The 14,937-nt window shown below is 70.3% G+C and carries 14 protein-coding genes; 1 reads left to right on the top strand and 13 read right to left on the bottom strand.

Annotation, left to right across the window (positions count from 1 at the left end; translation table 11 throughout):
- The 13 genes from metK to pyrR all read right to left on the bottom strand — a co-directional run.
- A partial coding sequence (gene metK / locus ACZ6I1_RS19195) for a methionine adenosyltransferase (protein WP_469288606.1) occupies window positions 1-860 on the bottom strand: 860 nt, incomplete at its 3' end.
- A 195-nt stretch (window positions 861-1,055) separates the two neighbouring features.
- On the bottom strand, window positions 1,056-2,270 hold the full coding sequence (gene coaBC / locus ACZ6I1_RS19190; protein ID WP_469288604.1) for a bifunctional phosphopantothenoylcysteine decarboxylase/phosphopantothenate--cysteine ligase CoaBC: 1,215 nt from the start codon (window positions 2,268-2,270) through the stop codon (window positions 1,056-1,058).
- Window positions 2,271-2,370: 100 nt separating this feature from the next.
- Window positions 2,371-2,643 (bottom strand): DNA-directed RNA polymerase subunit omega, encoded by a 273-nt coding sequence (rpoZ, locus tag ACZ6I1_RS19185; protein WP_004948662.1) that lies wholly within the window; start codon window positions 2,641-2,643, stop codon window positions 2,371-2,373.
- A 73-nt stretch (window positions 2,644-2,716) separates the two neighbouring features.
- On the bottom strand, window positions 2,717-3,280 hold the full coding sequence (gmk, locus tag ACZ6I1_RS19180; RefSeq protein WP_469288602.1) for a guanylate kinase: 564 nt from the start codon (window positions 3,278-3,280) through the stop codon (window positions 2,717-2,719).
- Window positions 3,281-3,341: 61 nt separating this feature from the next.
- Window positions 3,342-3,665 carry an integration host factor gene (locus ACZ6I1_RS19175; RefSeq protein WP_008740406.1) on the bottom strand — a complete coding sequence of 108 codons (324 nt, stop codon included), beginning with the start codon at window positions 3,663-3,665 and terminating at the stop codon, window positions 3,342-3,344.
- 244 nt (window positions 3,666-3,909) lie between these two features.
- Window positions 3,910-4,764 carry an orotidine-5'-phosphate decarboxylase gene (gene pyrF / locus ACZ6I1_RS19170; protein WP_469288600.1) on the bottom strand — a complete coding sequence of 285 codons (855 nt, stop codon included), beginning with the start codon at window positions 4,762-4,764 and terminating at the stop codon, window positions 3,910-3,912.
- Complete coding sequence (locus tag ACZ6I1_RS19165; RefSeq protein ID WP_469288598.1) at window positions 4,761-5,870, bottom strand: quinone-dependent dihydroorotate dehydrogenase; 1,110 nt, start codon at window positions 5,868-5,870, stop codon at window positions 4,761-4,763. The genes pyrF and ACZ6I1_RS19165 overlap by 4 nt, the downstream gene beginning before the upstream one ends.
- Window positions 5,871-5,959: 89 nt before the next feature.
- Entirely contained in the window at window positions 5,960-9,268 is a 3,309-nt protein-coding gene (gene carB, locus ACZ6I1_RS19160) for a carbamoyl-phosphate synthase large subunit (protein ID WP_469288596.1), read from the bottom strand.
- Window positions 9,261-10,418 (bottom strand): glutamine-hydrolyzing carbamoyl-phosphate synthase small subunit, encoded by a 1,158-nt coding sequence (gene carA, locus ACZ6I1_RS19155; RefSeq protein ID WP_469288595.1) that lies wholly within the window; start codon window positions 10,416-10,418, stop codon window positions 9,261-9,263. Before carA ends, carB begins: the two co-directional genes overlap by 8 nt.
- A complete protein-coding gene (locus ACZ6I1_RS19150; protein ID WP_469288593.1) occupies window positions 10,415-11,005 on the bottom strand; it encodes a PH-like domain-containing protein in 591 nt (196 codons plus the stop codon). The genes carA and ACZ6I1_RS19150 overlap by 4 nt, the downstream gene beginning before the upstream one ends.
- A complete protein-coding gene (locus ACZ6I1_RS19145; RefSeq protein WP_469288591.1) occupies window positions 11,002-12,288 on the bottom strand; it encodes a dihydroorotase in 1,287 nt (428 codons plus the stop codon). Before ACZ6I1_RS19145 ends, ACZ6I1_RS19150 begins: the two co-directional genes overlap by 4 nt.
- Before the next feature lie 2 nt (window positions 12,289-12,290).
- Entirely contained in the window at window positions 12,291-13,277 is a 987-nt protein-coding gene (locus tag ACZ6I1_RS19140) for an aspartate carbamoyltransferase catalytic subunit (RefSeq protein ID WP_243631571.1), read from the bottom strand.
- A 126-nt stretch (window positions 13,278-13,403) separates the two neighbouring features.
- The gene (gene pyrR, locus ACZ6I1_RS19135) at window positions 13,404-14,000 is read right to left on the bottom strand and encodes a bifunctional pyr operon transcriptional regulator/uracil phosphoribosyltransferase PyrR (protein ID WP_469288589.1); all 597 of its coding nucleotides are present in this window, start codon (window positions 13,998-14,000) and stop codon (window positions 13,404-13,406) included.
- 288 nt (window positions 14,001-14,288) lie between these two features.
- On the opposite strand from pyrR, the gene bldD reads away from it, so the two are divergent.
- On the top strand, window positions 14,289-14,789 hold the full coding sequence (gene bldD, locus ACZ6I1_RS19130; protein WP_007263032.1) for a transcriptional regulator BldD: 501 nt from the start codon (window positions 14,289-14,291) through the stop codon (window positions 14,787-14,789).
- Window positions 14,790-14,937: the final 148 nt, after the last annotated feature.

Raw genomic sequence — 14,937 nt, 5'->3', positions numbered from 1 at the left:
TTCGACGGGTCCTTGCCGGAGAAGGCGCCGCCGCCGTGGCGGGCCATGCCGCCGTACGTGTCGATGATGATCTTGCGGCCGGTGAGGCCGGCGTCACCCATCGGACCGCCGATCTCGAAGCGGCCGGTCGGGTTCACCAGCAGCCGGTAGCCCTCGGTGTCCAGCTTGATGCCGTCTTCGATGAGCTGGGCCAGCACGTGCTCGACGACGAACTCGCGGATGTCCGGAGCGAGCAGCGAGTCCAGGTCGATGTCGGAGGCGTGCTGCGAGGAGACGACCACGGTGTCCAGGCGGACCGCCTTGTCGCCGTCGTACTCGATGGTGACCTGGGTCTTGCCGTCGGGGCGCAGGTAGGGGATGGTCCCGTTCTTGCGGACCTCGGAGAGCCGCTTGGAGAGCCGGTGCGCCAGGTGGATCGGGAGCGGCATCAGCTCGGGGGTCTCGTCGCAGGCGTAGCCGAACATCAGGCCCTGGTCGCCGGCGCCCTGCTTGTCCAGCTCGTCCTCGTCGCCCTCGACCCGCTTCTCGTAGGCGGTGTCGACACCCTGCGCGATGTCCGGGGACTGCGCGCCGATGGACACCGAGACGCCGCAGGAGGCGCCGTCGAAGCCCTTCTTCGAGGAGTCGTAGCCGATCTCGAGGATCTTGTCGCGGACGAGCTGCGCGATCGGCGCGTAGGCCTTCGTCGTCACCTCTCCCGCGATGTGCACGAGGCCCGTGGTGATGAGGGTCTCCACGGCGACGCGCGAGGTCGGGTCCTCGGTGAGGAGCGCGTCGAGGATCGTGTCGCTGATCTGGTCAGCGATCTTGTCGGGGTGGCCCTCGGTGACGGACTCCGAGGTGAACAGACGACGGGACACAACGCTCCCTGGGGTTGCAGCGGCTGCTGGCTGATCATTTGTTGGAACCACACCAGAGGCTGCGCCTGATCACGTTCCGAATGCAGTTTATCGGTTGCCACCGTTCGCCGGTCCACCCGTCTCGCCTTATGGGAGCCGTGTGACCTGCGGCACTCCATTCTGGCGTACGGAGGTGGCGAGGAGAAGGGAGGCGGGTCAGGCGCGTCGCGCAGGGAGGCGCGCGCCCACCTGGTCCCACACCAGGTCCGCGAGGACTTCCTTCGGACCGTGCGGGACGGGCAGCTCAGACCCGTCGGAGGACAGGATCACGGCCTCGTTCTCCTCCGAACCGAAGGTCTTGGTCTCGCCGACCTCGTTGACGACGAGGAGGTCGCACCCCTTGCGCAGGAGCTTGGCCCGGCCGTTGGCCAGGACGTCGTCGGTCTCGGCGGCGAAGCCCACGACGACCTGCCCCTCCCGGCCCCGGTCGGCCGAGATCTCGGCGAGGACGTCGGGGTTGCGCACGAGGGCGACCGGCGCGGGCTCCTGCCCGTCCTTCTTCTTGATCTTCCCGCCCGCGTACTCGGCGGGCCGGAAGTCGGCCACGGCCGCGGCCATCACCACGGCGTCGGCGTCGGCCGCCGCCTTCAGGACCGCCTCCCGCAGCTGTACGGCGGTCCCCACCCGGACGACGTCCACCCCGGCCGGGTCGGCCAGCGCGGTGTTGGCCGCCACGAGGGTGACCCGGGCGCCCCGCGCGACGGCGGTGCGGGCGAGGGCGTAGCCCTGCTTGCCGGAGGAGCGGTTGCCGAGGAAGCGGACCGGGTCCAGGGGTTCGCGGGTGCCGCCCGCGCTGATCACCACGTGCCGTCCGGCGAGGTCCGGCGGGGTCGCGCCGCGGGCGAGGACGCTGCGGCACACATCGAAGATCTCCTCGGGGTCGGGCAGCCGGCCCTTGCCGGTGTCCTTGCCGGTCAGCCGGCCCACGGCGGGCTCGATGACCACGGCCCCGCGCCGCCGCAGCGTGGCGACGTTCTCCTGGGTGGCCGGGTGCTCCCACATCTCGGTGTGCATGGCGGGGGCGAAGACCACCGGGCAGCGGGCGGTGAGCAGGGTGTTGGTGAGGAGGTCGTCGGCCAGCCCGTGGGCGGCCTTGGCCAGCATGTCGGCGGTGGCCGGGGCGACCACGACGAGGTCGGCCTCCTGCCCGATGCGCACGTGCGGCACCTCGTGGACGGTCTCCCACACCTCGGTGGAGGCGGGGTTCCCGGACAGCGCGGCCCAGGTGGCCTCGCCGACGAAGTTCAGGGAGGCCGCCGTGGGCACCACCCGTACGTCGTGCCCGGACTCGGTCAGCCGGCGCAGCAGCTCGCACGCCTTGTAGGCGGCGATCCCGCCGCTCACCCCCAGCACGACCTTCGGCTTAGCCACCGCACACTCCCCTTCGACTCTGGTCCTCGTACCTACCCATGACACACCACAGGCCCGGCAGATGTTCTGCCGGGCCTGTGGTGAAAGGAATCTCGGTGCCTTACTGAGCCGGGGCCTCGATGGCCTCGGAGGTCAGCAGACCCGCGTTGATCTCGCGCAGCGCGATCGAAAGCGGCTTCTCGTGGACGTGGGTGTCCACCAGCGGGCCGACGTACTCGAGCAGGCCCTCACCGAGCTGCGAGTAGTACGCGTTGATCTGACGCGCGCGCTTGGCCGCGTAGATCACGAGGCTGTACTTCGAGTCCGTGGCCTCGAGCAGCTCGTCGATCGGCGGGTTGATGATGCCCTCGGGCGCAGTAATGGAAGAGGACACGCTCTACCTTCCGAAGATGGGAAAAGGATCGTGGCGATCGGGTACTGATCGACTCAGGAACATCGATCGACGATCAGACAACGTTCATCAAGGCTAGCAGCTCACGTGCTACGTCCTCGACGGAGGTGTTGACAAGGGTGCTGTCGAACTCCGATTCGGCAGCGAGTTCGACCTTGGCCGTGTCGAGCCTGCGCTCGATGACCTCGGCCGATTCGGTGCCCCGGCCGGTGAGCCGGCGGACCAGCTCGTCCCAGCTCGGCGGGGCCAGGAAGACCAGCTGGGCGTCGGGCATGGACTCGCGGACGAGCCGTGCGCCCTGGAGGTCGATCTCCAGCAGTACGGGCTCGCCGTTGTCCAGGCGTTCCAGTACCGCGCCGCGCGGTGTGCCGTAGCGGTTGCCCGCGAACTCGGCCCACTCCAGCAGCTCGCCGTTGGCGATCAGCTTGTCGAACTCGTCGTCGTTGACGAAGAAGTACTGGACTCCGTGTCGCTCACCGGGCCGCGGCTTGCGGGTGGTGGCCGACACCGAGAGCCAGACCTCCGGGTGGACCTTGCGCATATGCGCGACGACCGTGCTCTTGCCGACCCCCGAGGGGCCGGAGAGCACGGTCAGCCGCGGACGAACCTCTGCTGCCATAGAGCGATTATCCAGGTTCCAGAGACTGCCTGAGAACGCCGGAAGGACTTAGGGCGGCGCGTCAGCCGGCGGGAGTGCCGAACTCACGTTCCAGAGAGGCGATCTGGTTGGAGCCGAGACCTCGGACACGCCGGGACTCGGAGATGCCGAGGCGCTCCATGATCTGCTTGGCGCGCACCTTGCCCACGCCAGGCAGGGACTCCAGCAGGGCGGAGACCTTCATCTTGCCGATGACGTCGTTCTCCTGGCCCGTCTTGATGACCTCCTGGAGGGAGGCGCCGGAGTGCTTGAGTCGATTCTTCACCTCGGCCCGCTCCCGGCGAGCCGCGGCGGCCTTTTCGAGCGCGGCTGCGCGCTGTTCAGGGGTAAGGGGCGGAAGAGCCACGCCTACGTCACCTCGGATGTCGAACTGTCGGATACGGACCGGTGGGGAACCCGAGGGCACCACACCTGCGAGCTCCCGAACAGCGGTATTGCTCGTTCGCTGCGCGTTCACTCTGCTCGGAGACTAGCGGCCATGACCGCTCCAGTCAGCGAGAACGGACGAAAAGTCCTGGTCAGCCTCCACTGAACCGTACATCACGGACAAAATACCCCTGTTTTGTCCGGTGAAAGACGTTCGATTTTCGTCAAACCTTCCGATCCGCCGAGACGGCGGCCCGGATTTCGTCCGCGAAGGCGGCCGCGCTCGCCCGCAGGGCGGCCACATCCGGCCCGTGCTTCAGCACACCGCGCGACACGTTCGGCACCACATTGCCCACCGCCTTGCCGAACACGGCGGGCAGGTCCGCCGCCGTCGCCCCCTGCGCCCCGATGCCGGGAGCCAGCAGCGGCCCGTTGATGTCCAGGTCGAAGGAGGACAGGTCGCCCAGCGTGGCGCCGACCACGGCCCCGAAGGAGCCCATGGGCGCGGCGCCCGCGTTCTCCGCCGCCAGGTGCGCCAGCATCGTCGCCCCGACCGACCGGCCGTCCGCGCGTACCGCCCGCTGCACCTCGGCCCCTTCCGGGTTGGAGGTCAGGGCCAGGACGAAGAGCCCCGCCCCCGACTCCCGCGCCAGCGCCACCGCCGGCTCCAGCGAGCCGTAGCCCAGGTACGGGGACACGGTCAGCGCGTCGGAGAAGAGCGGCGAGGCCGGGTCCAGGAAGGCCGCGGCGTACGCCGCCATCGTCGAGCCGATGTCGCCGCGCTTGGCGTCCATCACGACGAGCGCGCCCGCGGCACGGGCGTCCGCGACCGTCTGCTCCAGCACCGCGACACCCCGCGAGCCGAACCGCTCGAAGAAGGCAGCCTGCGGCTTGAAGACCGCCACCGAGTCCGCCAGCGCCTCGACGACCGTACGGGAGAAGCGCTCCAGGCCGGCCACGTCGTCGGCCAGGCCCCACTGCGCCAGCAGCGCCGCGTGCGGGTCGATGCCCACGCACAGCGGGCCGCGGGTGTCCATCGCCTCGCGCAGGCGGGTGCCGAAGGGGGTCACAGTGCTCACTTGGCGGCCTTTCGGTTCTCGGCGCCCACCGCTTCGGCGAGCGTCGCGTACGGGCTGTCGGCCAGGCGCGCCGCCAGGCCCTTGTGGATGGCGCGGGCGTAGCACGGGCCCTCGTAGACGAAGGCGCTGTAGCCCTGGATCAGCGTCGCGCCGGCCAGGATCCGCTGCCAGGCGTCCTCGGCGTTCTCGATGCCGCCGACGCCCACGAGGACCAGCCGGTCCCCCACACGGGCGTACAGGCGGCGCAGGACCTCCAGGGAGCGCTCCTTGACGGGGGCGCCGGACAGGCCGCCGGTCTCCTTGACCAGCTCGGGCGGGGAGGTCAGCCCGAGGCCCTCGCGGGCGATGGTGGTGTTCGTCGCGATGATGCCGTCCAGGCCGAGCTCCAGGGCCAGGTCCGCGACCGCGTCGACGTCCTCGTCGGCCAGGTCCGGGGCGATCTTGACCAGGAGCGGGACCCGGCGGTCCGGCACGGCCCGGTCCGCGGCCTCGCGTACGGCCGACAGGAGCGGGCGCAGGGACTCCGTCGCCTGGAGGTTGCGCAGGCCCGGGGTGTTCGGCGAGGAGACGTTCACGACGAGGTAGTCGGCGTGCCGGGCGAGGCGCTCGGTCGAGGCGACGTAGTCCGCCACCGCCTCCTCCTCGGGCACGACCTTGGTCTTGCCGATGTTGACGCCGACGACCGTCTTGAAGACGGGCGTACGGGTCGCCAGGCGCTCCGCGACGGCCGCCGAGCCCTCGTTGTTGAAGCCCATCCGGTTGATCAGCGCGCGGTCCGGCACGAGCCGGAAGAGGCGCTTCTTCGGGTTGCCCGGCTGCGCCTCGGCGGTGACGGTGCCGATCTCGATGTGGTCGAAGCCGAGCATCGACATCCCGTCGATGGCGACGGCGTTCTTGTCGAAGCCGGCCGCGAGGCCGAAGGGGCCGTGCATCCGCAGGCCGAGTGCCTCGGTGCGCAGCTCCTTGAAGCGCGGGGCGAGCCAGGCCGCGACGAAGGTGCGCAGCACGGGGGTCCGGGCGGCGAGGCGGATCCAGCGGAAGGCCATGTAGTGGGCCTGCTCCGGGTCCATCCGCTTGAAGACCAGGTTGAAGAAGAGTTTGTACATCGTCGAGAGGATCCCTCTGCGCTCATGGAAAGGGGGACACCGTCGTGAAACCGGTGTCCCCCTCCCCGTGTCCGGGCTGTTCGGGCTGCTTAGTCGCGGGCCGCGGTCAGGTGCTGCGCGTGCTCCTGGAGGGAGCGGACGCCCACGTCGCCGTGGTTGAGTGCGTCGATGCCCTGGACGGCCGCGGCGAGGGCCTGGACCGTGGTCAGGCACGGGACGCTGCGCGCCACGGCCGCCGTGCGGATCTCGTAGCCGTCGAGGCGGCCGCCGGTGCCGTACGGGGTGTTGACGATCAGGTCGACCTGCCCGTCGTGGATCAGCTGGACGATGGTCTTCTCGCCGTTCGGGCCCTCGCCCTCGCTGAGCTTGCGCACCACGGTGGCGTTGATGCCGTTGCGGCGCAGTACCTCGGCGGTGCCGGAGGTGGCGAGCAGCTCGAAGCCGTGGGCGACGAGCTCGCGCGCCGGGAAGATCATCGAGCGCTTGTCGCGGTTGGCGACGGAGATGAAGGCGCGGCCCTTGGTGGGCAGCGGGCCGTAGGCGCCGGCCTGCGACTTGGCGTACGCCGTGCCGAAGACGGAGTCGATGCCCATGACCTCGCCGGTGGAGCGCATCTCCGGGCCGAGGACGGTGTCCACGCCGCGGCCGTGGATGTCGCGGAAGCGCGACCACGGCATGACGGCCTCCTTGACGGAGATCGGCGCGTCGAGCGGCAGGGTGCCGCCGTCGCCGGTCTTCGGCAGCAGGCCTTCGGCGCGCAGCTCGGCGATGGTGGTGCCGAGCGAGATGCGGGCGGCGGCCTTGGCGAGCGGGACGGCGGTCGCCTTCGAGGTGAAGGGGACGGTCCGGGAGGCGCGCGGGTTGGCCTCCAGGACGTAGAGGATGTCGCCGGCCATCGCGAACTGGATGTTGATCAGGCCGCGCACGCCGACGCCCTTGGCGATGGCCTCGGTGGAGGCGCGCAGGCGCTTGATGTCGTAGCCGCCGAGGGTGATCGGGGGCAGGGCGCAGGCCGAGTCGCCGGAGTGGATGCCGGCTTCCTCGATGTGCTCCATGACGCCGCCGAGGTAGAGCTCGGTGCCGTCGTAGAGGGCGTCGACGTCGATCTCGATGGCGTCGTCGAGGAAGCGGTCGACCAGCACGGGGCGGGTCGGGGAGATCTCGGTGGACTCGGCGATGTACGACTCGAGGCGGGCCTCGTCGTAAACGATCTCCATGCCGCGGCCGCCGAGCACGTAGGACGGCCGGACGAGGACCGGGTAGCCGATCTCGTCGGCGATGGCCTTCGCACCCGTGAAGGTGGTGGCGGTGCCGTGCTTGGGGGCGGGCAGTCCGGCGTCGGCGAGGACCTGGCCGAAGGCGCCGCGGTCCTCGGCGGCGTGGATGGCCTCCGGCGAGGTGCCGACGACGGGTACGCCGTTGTCCTTCAGCGCCTGGGCGAGGCCGAGCGGGGTCTGGCCGCCGAGCTGGACGACGACACCGGCGATGGGACCGGCCAGCGACTCGGCGTGGACGATCTCCAGCACGTCCTCGAGCGTCAGCGGCTCGAAGTACAGGCGGTCGGAGGTGTCGTAGTCGGTGGAGACGGTCTCCGGGTTGCAGTTGACCATCACGGTCTCGTAGCCGGCGTCGCTGAGGGCGAAGGAGGCGTGGACGCAGGAGTAGTCGAACTCGATGCCCTGGCCGATGCGGTTCGGACCGGAGCCCAGGATGATGACCGCGGGCTTCTCGCGCGGGGCGACCTCGCTCTCCTCGTCGTAGGAGGAGTAGAAGTACGGGGTCTTCGCGGCGAACTCGGCGGCGCAGGTGTCGACGGTCTTGTAGACCGGGCGGACGCCCAGCGCGTGCCGGACCTCGCGGACGACGTCCTCGCGCAGGCCGCGGATCTCGGCGATCTGGGCGTCGGAGAAGCCGTGCCGCTTGGCCTCGGCGAGCAGCTCGGGGTGCAGCTTGTCGGCTGCGGCCAGCTCGTCGGCGATCTCCTTGATGAGGAAGAGCTGGTCGACGAACCACGGGTCGATCTTCGTGGACTCGAAGACCTCTTCCTGGGTGGCGCCGGCGCGGATGGCCTGCATGACGGTGTTGATGCGGCCGTCGGTCGGGCGGACGGCGGTGGCGAGCAGCTCGGCCTTGTCGCCGGGCTCGCCGACGAAGGTGAACTGCGAGCCCTTCTTCTCCAGGGAGCGCAGGGCCTTCTGGAGCGCCTCGGTGAAGTTGCGGCCGATGGCCATGGCCTCGCCCACCGACTTCATGGTGGTGGTGAGGGTGGCGTCGGCGGCCGGGAACTTCTCGAAGGCGAAGCGCGGGGCCTTGACCACGACGTAGTCGAGGGTCGGCTCGAAGGAGGCCGGGGTCTTCTCGGTGATGTCGTTGGGGACCTCGTCGAGCGTGTAGCCGATGGCCAGCTTGGCGGCGATCTTGGCGATCGGGAAGCCGGTGGCCTTCGAGGCCAGCGCCGAGGAGCGGGAGACGCGCGGGTTCATCTCGATGACGATGACGCGGCCGTCGACCGGGTCGATCGCGAACTGGATGTTGCAGCCGCCGGTGTCGACGCCGACCTCGCGGATGATCGCGATGCCGATGTCGCGCAGCCGCTGGTACTCGCGGTCGGTGAGGGTCATCGCCGGGGCGACGGTGATCGAGTCACCGGTGTGGACGCCCATCGGGTCGAAGTTCTCGATGGAGCAGACGACGACCACGTTGTCCTTGGTGTCGCGCATCAGCTCGAGCTCGTACTCCTTCCAGCCGAGGATGGACTCCTCCAGGAGCACCTCGGTGGTCGGGGAGAGCGTGAGGCCCTGGCCGGCGATGCGGCGCAGCTCTTCCTCGTCGTGGGCGAAGCCGGAGCCGGCGCCGCCCATGGTGAAGGAGGGGCGCACGACGACGGGGTAGCCGCCGAGGGTCTCGACGCCCGCGAGGACGTCGTCCATGGAGTGGCAGATGACCGAGCGGGCGGACTCGCCGTACCCGATCTTGGCCTTGACGGCCTCGACGACGCCCTTGAAGAGGTCGCGGTCCTCGCCCTTGTTGATGGCCTCGACGTTGGCGCCGATGAGCTCGACGCCGTACTTCTCCAGCACGCCCTGCTCGTGCATGGAGATCGCGGTGTTCAGCGCGGTCTGGCCGCCGAGGGTGGGGAGCAGCGCGTCGGGGCGCTCCTTCGCGATGATCTTCTCGACGAACTCGGGGGTGATCGGCTCGACGTACGTGGCGTCGGCGATCTCCGGGTCGGTCATGATCGTCGCCGGGTTGGAGTTCACCAGGATGACCCGCAGGCCCTCGGCCTTGAGGATGCGGCAGGCCTGGGTGCCGGAGTAGTCGAACTCGGCGGCCTGGCCGATGACGATCGGGCCGGAGCCGATGACCAGGACGGACTGGATATCGGTGCGCTTAGGCACGCTCGGCCTCCATCTGGGCGGTGTTCATCAAAGACGTGAAACGGTCGAAGAGGTACGCGGCGTCGTGCGGGCCGGCAGCCGCCTCGGGGTGGTACTGGACGCTGAAGGCCGGCTGGTCGAGCAGCTGGAGACCTTCCACCACGTTGTCGTTGAGGCAGACGTGGGAGACCTCGGCGCGGCCGTAGGGGGTCTCGGAGACCTTGTCGAGCGGCGCGTCCACGGCGAAGCCGTGGTTGTGCGCGGTGATCTCGACCTTGCCGGTGGTGCGGTCCTGGACGGGCTGGTTGATGCCGCGGTGGCCGTACTTCAGCTTGTAGGTGCCGAAGCCGAGCGCGCGGCCCAGGATCTGGTTGCCGAAGCAGATGCCGAACAGCGGGGTCTTGCGCTCCAGGACGCCCTGCATCAGGGAGACCGCGTGGTCGGCGGTGGCCGGGTCGCCGGGGCCGTTGGAGAAGAACACGCCGTCGGGGTTGACCGCGTACACGTCTTCCAGGGTGGCGGTGGCGGGCAGGACGTGCACCTCGATGCCGCGCTCGGCCATCCGGTGGGGGGTCATGCCCTTGATGCCGAGGTCCACGGCGGCCACGGTGAACTTCTTCTCACCGGCGGCGGGGACGACGTACGTCTCCTTGGTGGCGACCTCGGCGGAGAGGTTGGCGCCCGTCATCTCGGGGGCCTGGCGGACCTTGGCCAGCAGCATGCCGTCGTCGGCGATCGCGTTGCCGGAGAAGATGCCGACGCGCATGGCGCCGCGCTCGCGCAGGTGGCGGGTCAGGGCGCGGGTGTCGACACCGGAGATGCCGACGACGCCCTGCGCGACCAGCTCCTCGTCCAGCGAGCGCCGGGAGCGCCAGTTGGAGGGGACGCGGGCGGGGTCGCGTACGACGTAGCCGGACACCCAGATGCGGGAGGACTCGGGGTCCTCGTCGTTGACGCCCGTGTTGCCCACGTGCGGGGCGGTCATCACGACGACCTGGCGGTGGTACGACGGGTCGGTGAGGGTCTCCTGGTAGCCGGTCATGCCGGTGGAGAACACGGCCTCGCCGAAGGTCTCCCCGTGGGCGCCGTAGGCGCGGCCGCGGAAGATCCGACCGTCCTCCAGGACAAGTACGGCGGGAGTTTTGGCTGCTCCCCTGGTGGAGGTCGTCATCGTTCGGCGCCTTCCGTCGTGATGGATGAGTCGGATGAGTTCATGAGGTTGATCGCTTCGACCCAGGCGGCGTGCTCGGCCGCGCGGTCGGAGCGGAATCCGGAGTCGATCAGCTGGTCACCGTGCGCCCAGGTGACGACGAGCAGACCGCCCTCGGTGAGTACCTTGCCCGCGATTCCCTTGTCGAGGCGGGCGCCGCGCAGCTGCGCGGCCGGTACGAAGAAGTCGTTGGCCCCCGGACGGACCACGTCGAGGCCCGCGTCGGTGAGCGTGAGCTCGACCCGGCTGCGCAGGCCCAGCCCGTGGGCGACGATCCGGTCCAGCCACTGCCCGGCAGTGGTGGACCCGTGGTACCGGCCGGTCAGGGCCAGCCGGTGCTCGGGGAGACCGTCGGGGGCGGCGGGCAGCTCCGGCAGATCGTTCTGCAGGGCGCCGCGCCATTTCCAGCCCTGCCGCATCAGCCAGTACACGAAGGCGACGAAGACGGCCAGGCCGACGACCCACGCCATGCGGGCGCCGAAGCTGGTCACCTCCGCCGACTGTCGTTCGGCGGCCTCGGCGGCCAGTTGGATTACTGCAGGTGTCACGCCAGCGTCCCGTCCACGACCGTTGCCCGGCCCCGCAGGAAGGTGTGAGTGACGCGCCCCGGCAGCTCACGGCCCTCGTAAGGCGTGTTGCGGCTGCGGGAGGCGAAGTGTGCGGGGTCCACGACACCACGGTACGAGGTATCGACCAAGGTCAGGTTCGCGGGTTCACCTGCCGAGACGGGACGGCCGTGGTTCTCCAGGCTGCCGATGCGCGCCGGGGCGAAGGACATCCGCTCCGCGACGCCCGCCCAGTCGAGCAGTCCGGTCTCCACCATCGTCTGCTGGACGACGGAGAGCGCGGTCTCCAGGCCGACCATGCCCATGGCGGCGGCGGCCCACTCGCAGTCCTTGTCCTCGTGCGGGTGGGGGGCGTGGTCGGTGGCGACGATGTCGATCGTGCCGTCGGCGAGCGCCTCGCGCAGGGCCATCACGTCGCGCTCGGTGCGCAGCGGCGGGTTGACCTTGTAGACCGCGTTGTACGAGCGGACGAGCTCGTCGGTGAGGAGGAGGTGGTGCGGGGTGACCTCGGCGGTGACGTCGATGCCGCGGGACTTGGCCCAGCGGACGATCTCGACGGAGCCGGCGGTGGAGAGGTGGCAGATGTGGACACGGGAGCCGACGTGCTCGGCGAGGAGCACGTCGCGGGCGATGATCGACTCCTCGGCGACGGCGGGCCAGCCGCCGAGGCCGAGCTCGGCGGAGACGACGCCCTCGTTCATCTGGGCGCCCTCGGTGAGGCGGGGCTCCTGGGCGTGCTGGGCGACGACGCCGCCGAAGGCCTTCACGTACTCCAGGGCGCGGCGCATGATCACGGCGTCGTCGACGCACTTGCCGTCGTCGGAGAAGACGGTGACCCGGGCGGCGGAGTCGTGCATGGCGCCCAGCTCGGAGAGCTGCTTGCCCTCCAGGCCGACGGTGACGGCGCCGATGGGCTGCACGTCGCAGTAGCCGGACTCCTTGCCCAGGCGCCAGACCTGCTCGACGACGCCGGCGGTGTCGGCGACCGGGAAGGTGTTCGCCATGGCGAAGACCGCGGTGTAGCCGCCGGAGGCGGCGGCGCGGGTGCCGGTCAGGACGGTCTCGGAGTCCTCGCGGCCGGGCTCGCGCAGGTGGGTGTGCAGGTCGACGAGACCGGGGAGGAGGACCTGGCCCCCGGCCTCGATGACGGTCGCGCCCTCGGCGGACAGGTTCTGTCCGACCTCGGCGATGGTCTCGCCGTCGATCAGGACGTCCTGCGCCTCGCCGCCGAGCACCTTCGCGCCACGGATCAGGATCTTGCTCATGGTTACTTGCTCTCCTCGGTACGGGCGGCGGTGGTGGTGACGGCGGGCTCGGATCCGCCCAGCAGGAGGTACAGGACGGCCATCCGGGTGGAGACGCCGTTGGCGACCTGCTCGACGGCCGTGCAGCGGTCGGAGTCGGCGACCTCGGCGGTGATCTCCATGCCGCGGTTCATCGGGCCGGGGTGCATCACGATGGCGTGCTCGGGCATCTTCGCCATGCGGTCGCCGTCGAGCCCGTACCGGCGGGAGTACTCGCGCTCGGTCGGGAAGAAGGCGGCGTTCATGCGTTCGCGCTGCACACGCAGCATCATCACCGCATCGGACTTCGGCAGCACCTCGTCCAGGTTGTACGAGACCTCGCAGGGCCAGCTCTCGACGCCGATCGGGACCAGCGTCGGCGGGGCCACCACGGTGACCTCGGCGCCGAGGGTGTGGAGCAGCTGGACGTTGGAGCGGGCGACGCGGCTGTGCAGGACGTCGCCGACGATGGTGATGCGGCGGCCGTTCAGGTCCTTGCCGAGGCCGGCGTCGCGGCCGACCAGGCGGCGGCGCATGGTGAAGGCGTCCAGCAGGGCCTGGGTGGGGTGCTCGTGGGTGCCGTCCCCGGCGTTGACCACGGCGGAGTCGATCCAGCCGGAGGTCGCGAGCCGGTAGGGGGCGCCCGAGGCGTGGTGGCGGATGACGACGGCGTCGGCGCCCATGGCCTCGAGGGTCAGGGCGGTGTCCTTCAGGGATTCGCCCTTGGAAACCGAGGAGCCCTTGGCGGAGAAGTTGATGACGTCGGCGGAGAGCCGCTTGGCGGCCGCCTCGAAGGAGATGCGGGTGCGGGTCGAGTCCTCGAAGAAGAGGTTCACGACGGTGAGGCCGCGCAGGGTGGGCAGCTTCTTGATCGGCCGGTCCGCGACGCGGGCCATCTCCTCGGCGGTGTCGAGGATCAGGACGGCGTCGTCGCGCGTGAGGTCGGCGGCCGAGATGAGGTGGCGCTTCATCTGGATGGCTCCGTAGGTCAGGAGGGCAGGCAGGGTTCGGGGCAGGGCAGACTTCGGCGCGGGCCCCCGCCTGGGGGTACCTCCCAGCAGTGGTGGCCGGGGGGAGGGCCCGTTCGTTCGTACGGGCTACTGCCCGGCTGCCTGGGCGGTCCGCTGGCCGAGCAGCACGGCGTCACGGCCGTCCTCCTCCTGGAGCTGGACCTTGACGGTCTCCCGCAGCGACGTGGGGAGGTTCTTGCCGACGTAGTCGGCGCGGATGGGCAGCTCGCGGTGGCCGCGGTCGACGAGGACGGCGAGCTGCACGGCGCGGGGGCGGCCGAGGTCGCCGAGGGCGTCGAGGGCGGCGCGGATGGTGCGGCCGGAGAAGAGCACGTCGTCGACGAGGACGACGAGGCGGCCGTCGAGGTCGTCGCCGGGGATCTCGGTGCGGCCGATCGCGCGGGCGGGCTTCAGGCGCAGGTCGTCGCGGTACATGGTGATGTCGAGGGAGCCGACCGGGATCTTGGTGCCGGTGATCTCTTCGAGCTTGGCGGCCAGCCGGCGGGCGAGGTAGACGCCGCGGGTGGGAATGCCGAGGAGCACCACGTCGTCGGCGCCCTTGGCGCGTTCGACGATCTCGTGGGCGATGCGGGTCAGGACCCGGGCGATGTCCTGCGCCTCCAGCACGGAGCGCGCGGGATCGGCGAGGGGTGCGGACTGAGCCTGTGCGTTCTGAGCGTCCATGAAAAGGACCTCCTTCTCCGCCTCACGGGACGGACCTTAAAGGACGTCTGATGTACGCGTCCCACGGTACCAGGGGGTCGCCGGTGAACCGCACCGGGGCTGGGACGCGGCGGCTCCCACGGCCCCCTGAGCGCGCTCGCGGGGGGACGGGCGAGAGCATTCGGCTTGACGCACCCAAGTAACGCTGCGTAACCTCACAGTGAGTTACCAGCCGCGCGGCGGAGCCGCACGTAGTTACGTAGTCGCAGTGTCCCAAGCAGTCACAGCGTCACAGCGTCCGGGAGCGTTATGTCCAGCGAATACGCCAAACAGCTCGGGGCCAAGCTCCGTGCCATCCGCACCCAGCAGGGCCTTTCCCTCCATGGTGTCGAGGAGAAGTCCCAGGGCCGGTGGAAGGCCGTGGTGGTCGGTTCTTACGAGCGCGGAGACCGTGCCGTGACCGTCCAGCGCCTTGCCGAGCTGGCGGACTTCTACGGGGTGCCGGTGCAGGAACTGCTGCCGGGCACGACTCCGGGCGGAGCGGCCGAGCCGCCGCCGAAGCTGCGTCTCGACCTGGAGCGCCTGGCGGGCGTGCCCGCCGAGAAGGCCGGCCCGCTCCAGCGCTACGCGGCGACGATCCAGAGCCAGCGCGGCGACTACAACGGCAAGGTGCTGTCGATCCGCCAGGACGACCTGCGCACCCTGGCCGTCATCTACGACCAGTCCCCCTCGGTGCTCACCGAGCAGCTGATCAGCTGGGGCGTGCTGGACGCGGATGCCCGTCGCGCCGTGGCGCACGAGGACATCTAGTCGCCGCCAGTCCCAGCAGAAACGTTTACCGGCGGGTGCCGGGCCCTCACGGGTCCGGCACCCGCCGTTCGTGCGCGAGGGGCCGGGACGAAAGCGGAGGGAACAGCGGAGGGCCCGCAGCGCGTGCGCTGCGGGCCCTCCGCTCGGT

The sequence above is a fragment of the Streptomyces sp. NPDC046303 genome (assembly GCF_055588085.1).
The sequence above is the reverse complement of the archived record's forward strand: the minus strand, read 5'-3'. Positions and strand labels throughout refer to the sequence as shown.

What these genes read in the sequence shown, in the direction of transcription:
- gmk (WP_469288602.1), bottom strand. Translation starts at nt 3,280, where the DNA reads ATGGCAGCAGAGGTTCGTCCGCGGCTGACCGTGCTCTCCGGCCCCTCG.
- ACZ6I1_RS19165 (WP_469288598.1), bottom strand. Translation starts at nt 5,870, where the DNA reads ATGTACAAACTCTTCTTCAACCTGGTCTTCAAGCGGATGGACCCGGAG.
- carA (WP_469288595.1), bottom strand. Translation starts at nt 10,418, where the DNA reads ATGACGACCTCCACCAGGGGAGCAGCCAAAACTCCCGCCGTACTTGTC.
- ACZ6I1_RS19145 (WP_469288591.1), bottom strand. Translation starts at nt 12,288, where the DNA reads ATGAGCAAGATCCTGATCCGTGGCGCGAAGGTGCTCGGCGGCGAGGCG.
- ACZ6I1_RS19140 (WP_243631571.1), bottom strand. Translation starts at nt 13,277, where the DNA reads ATGAAGCGCCACCTCATCTCGGCCGCCGACCTCACGCGCGACGACGCC.
- pyrR (WP_469288589.1), bottom strand. Translation starts at nt 14,000, where the DNA reads ATGGACGCTCAGAACGCACAGGCTCAGTCCGCACCCCTCGCCGATCCC.
- bldD (WP_007263032.1), top strand. Translation starts at nt 14,289, where the DNA reads ATGTCCAGCGAATACGCCAAACAGCTCGGGGCCAAGCTCCGTGCCATC.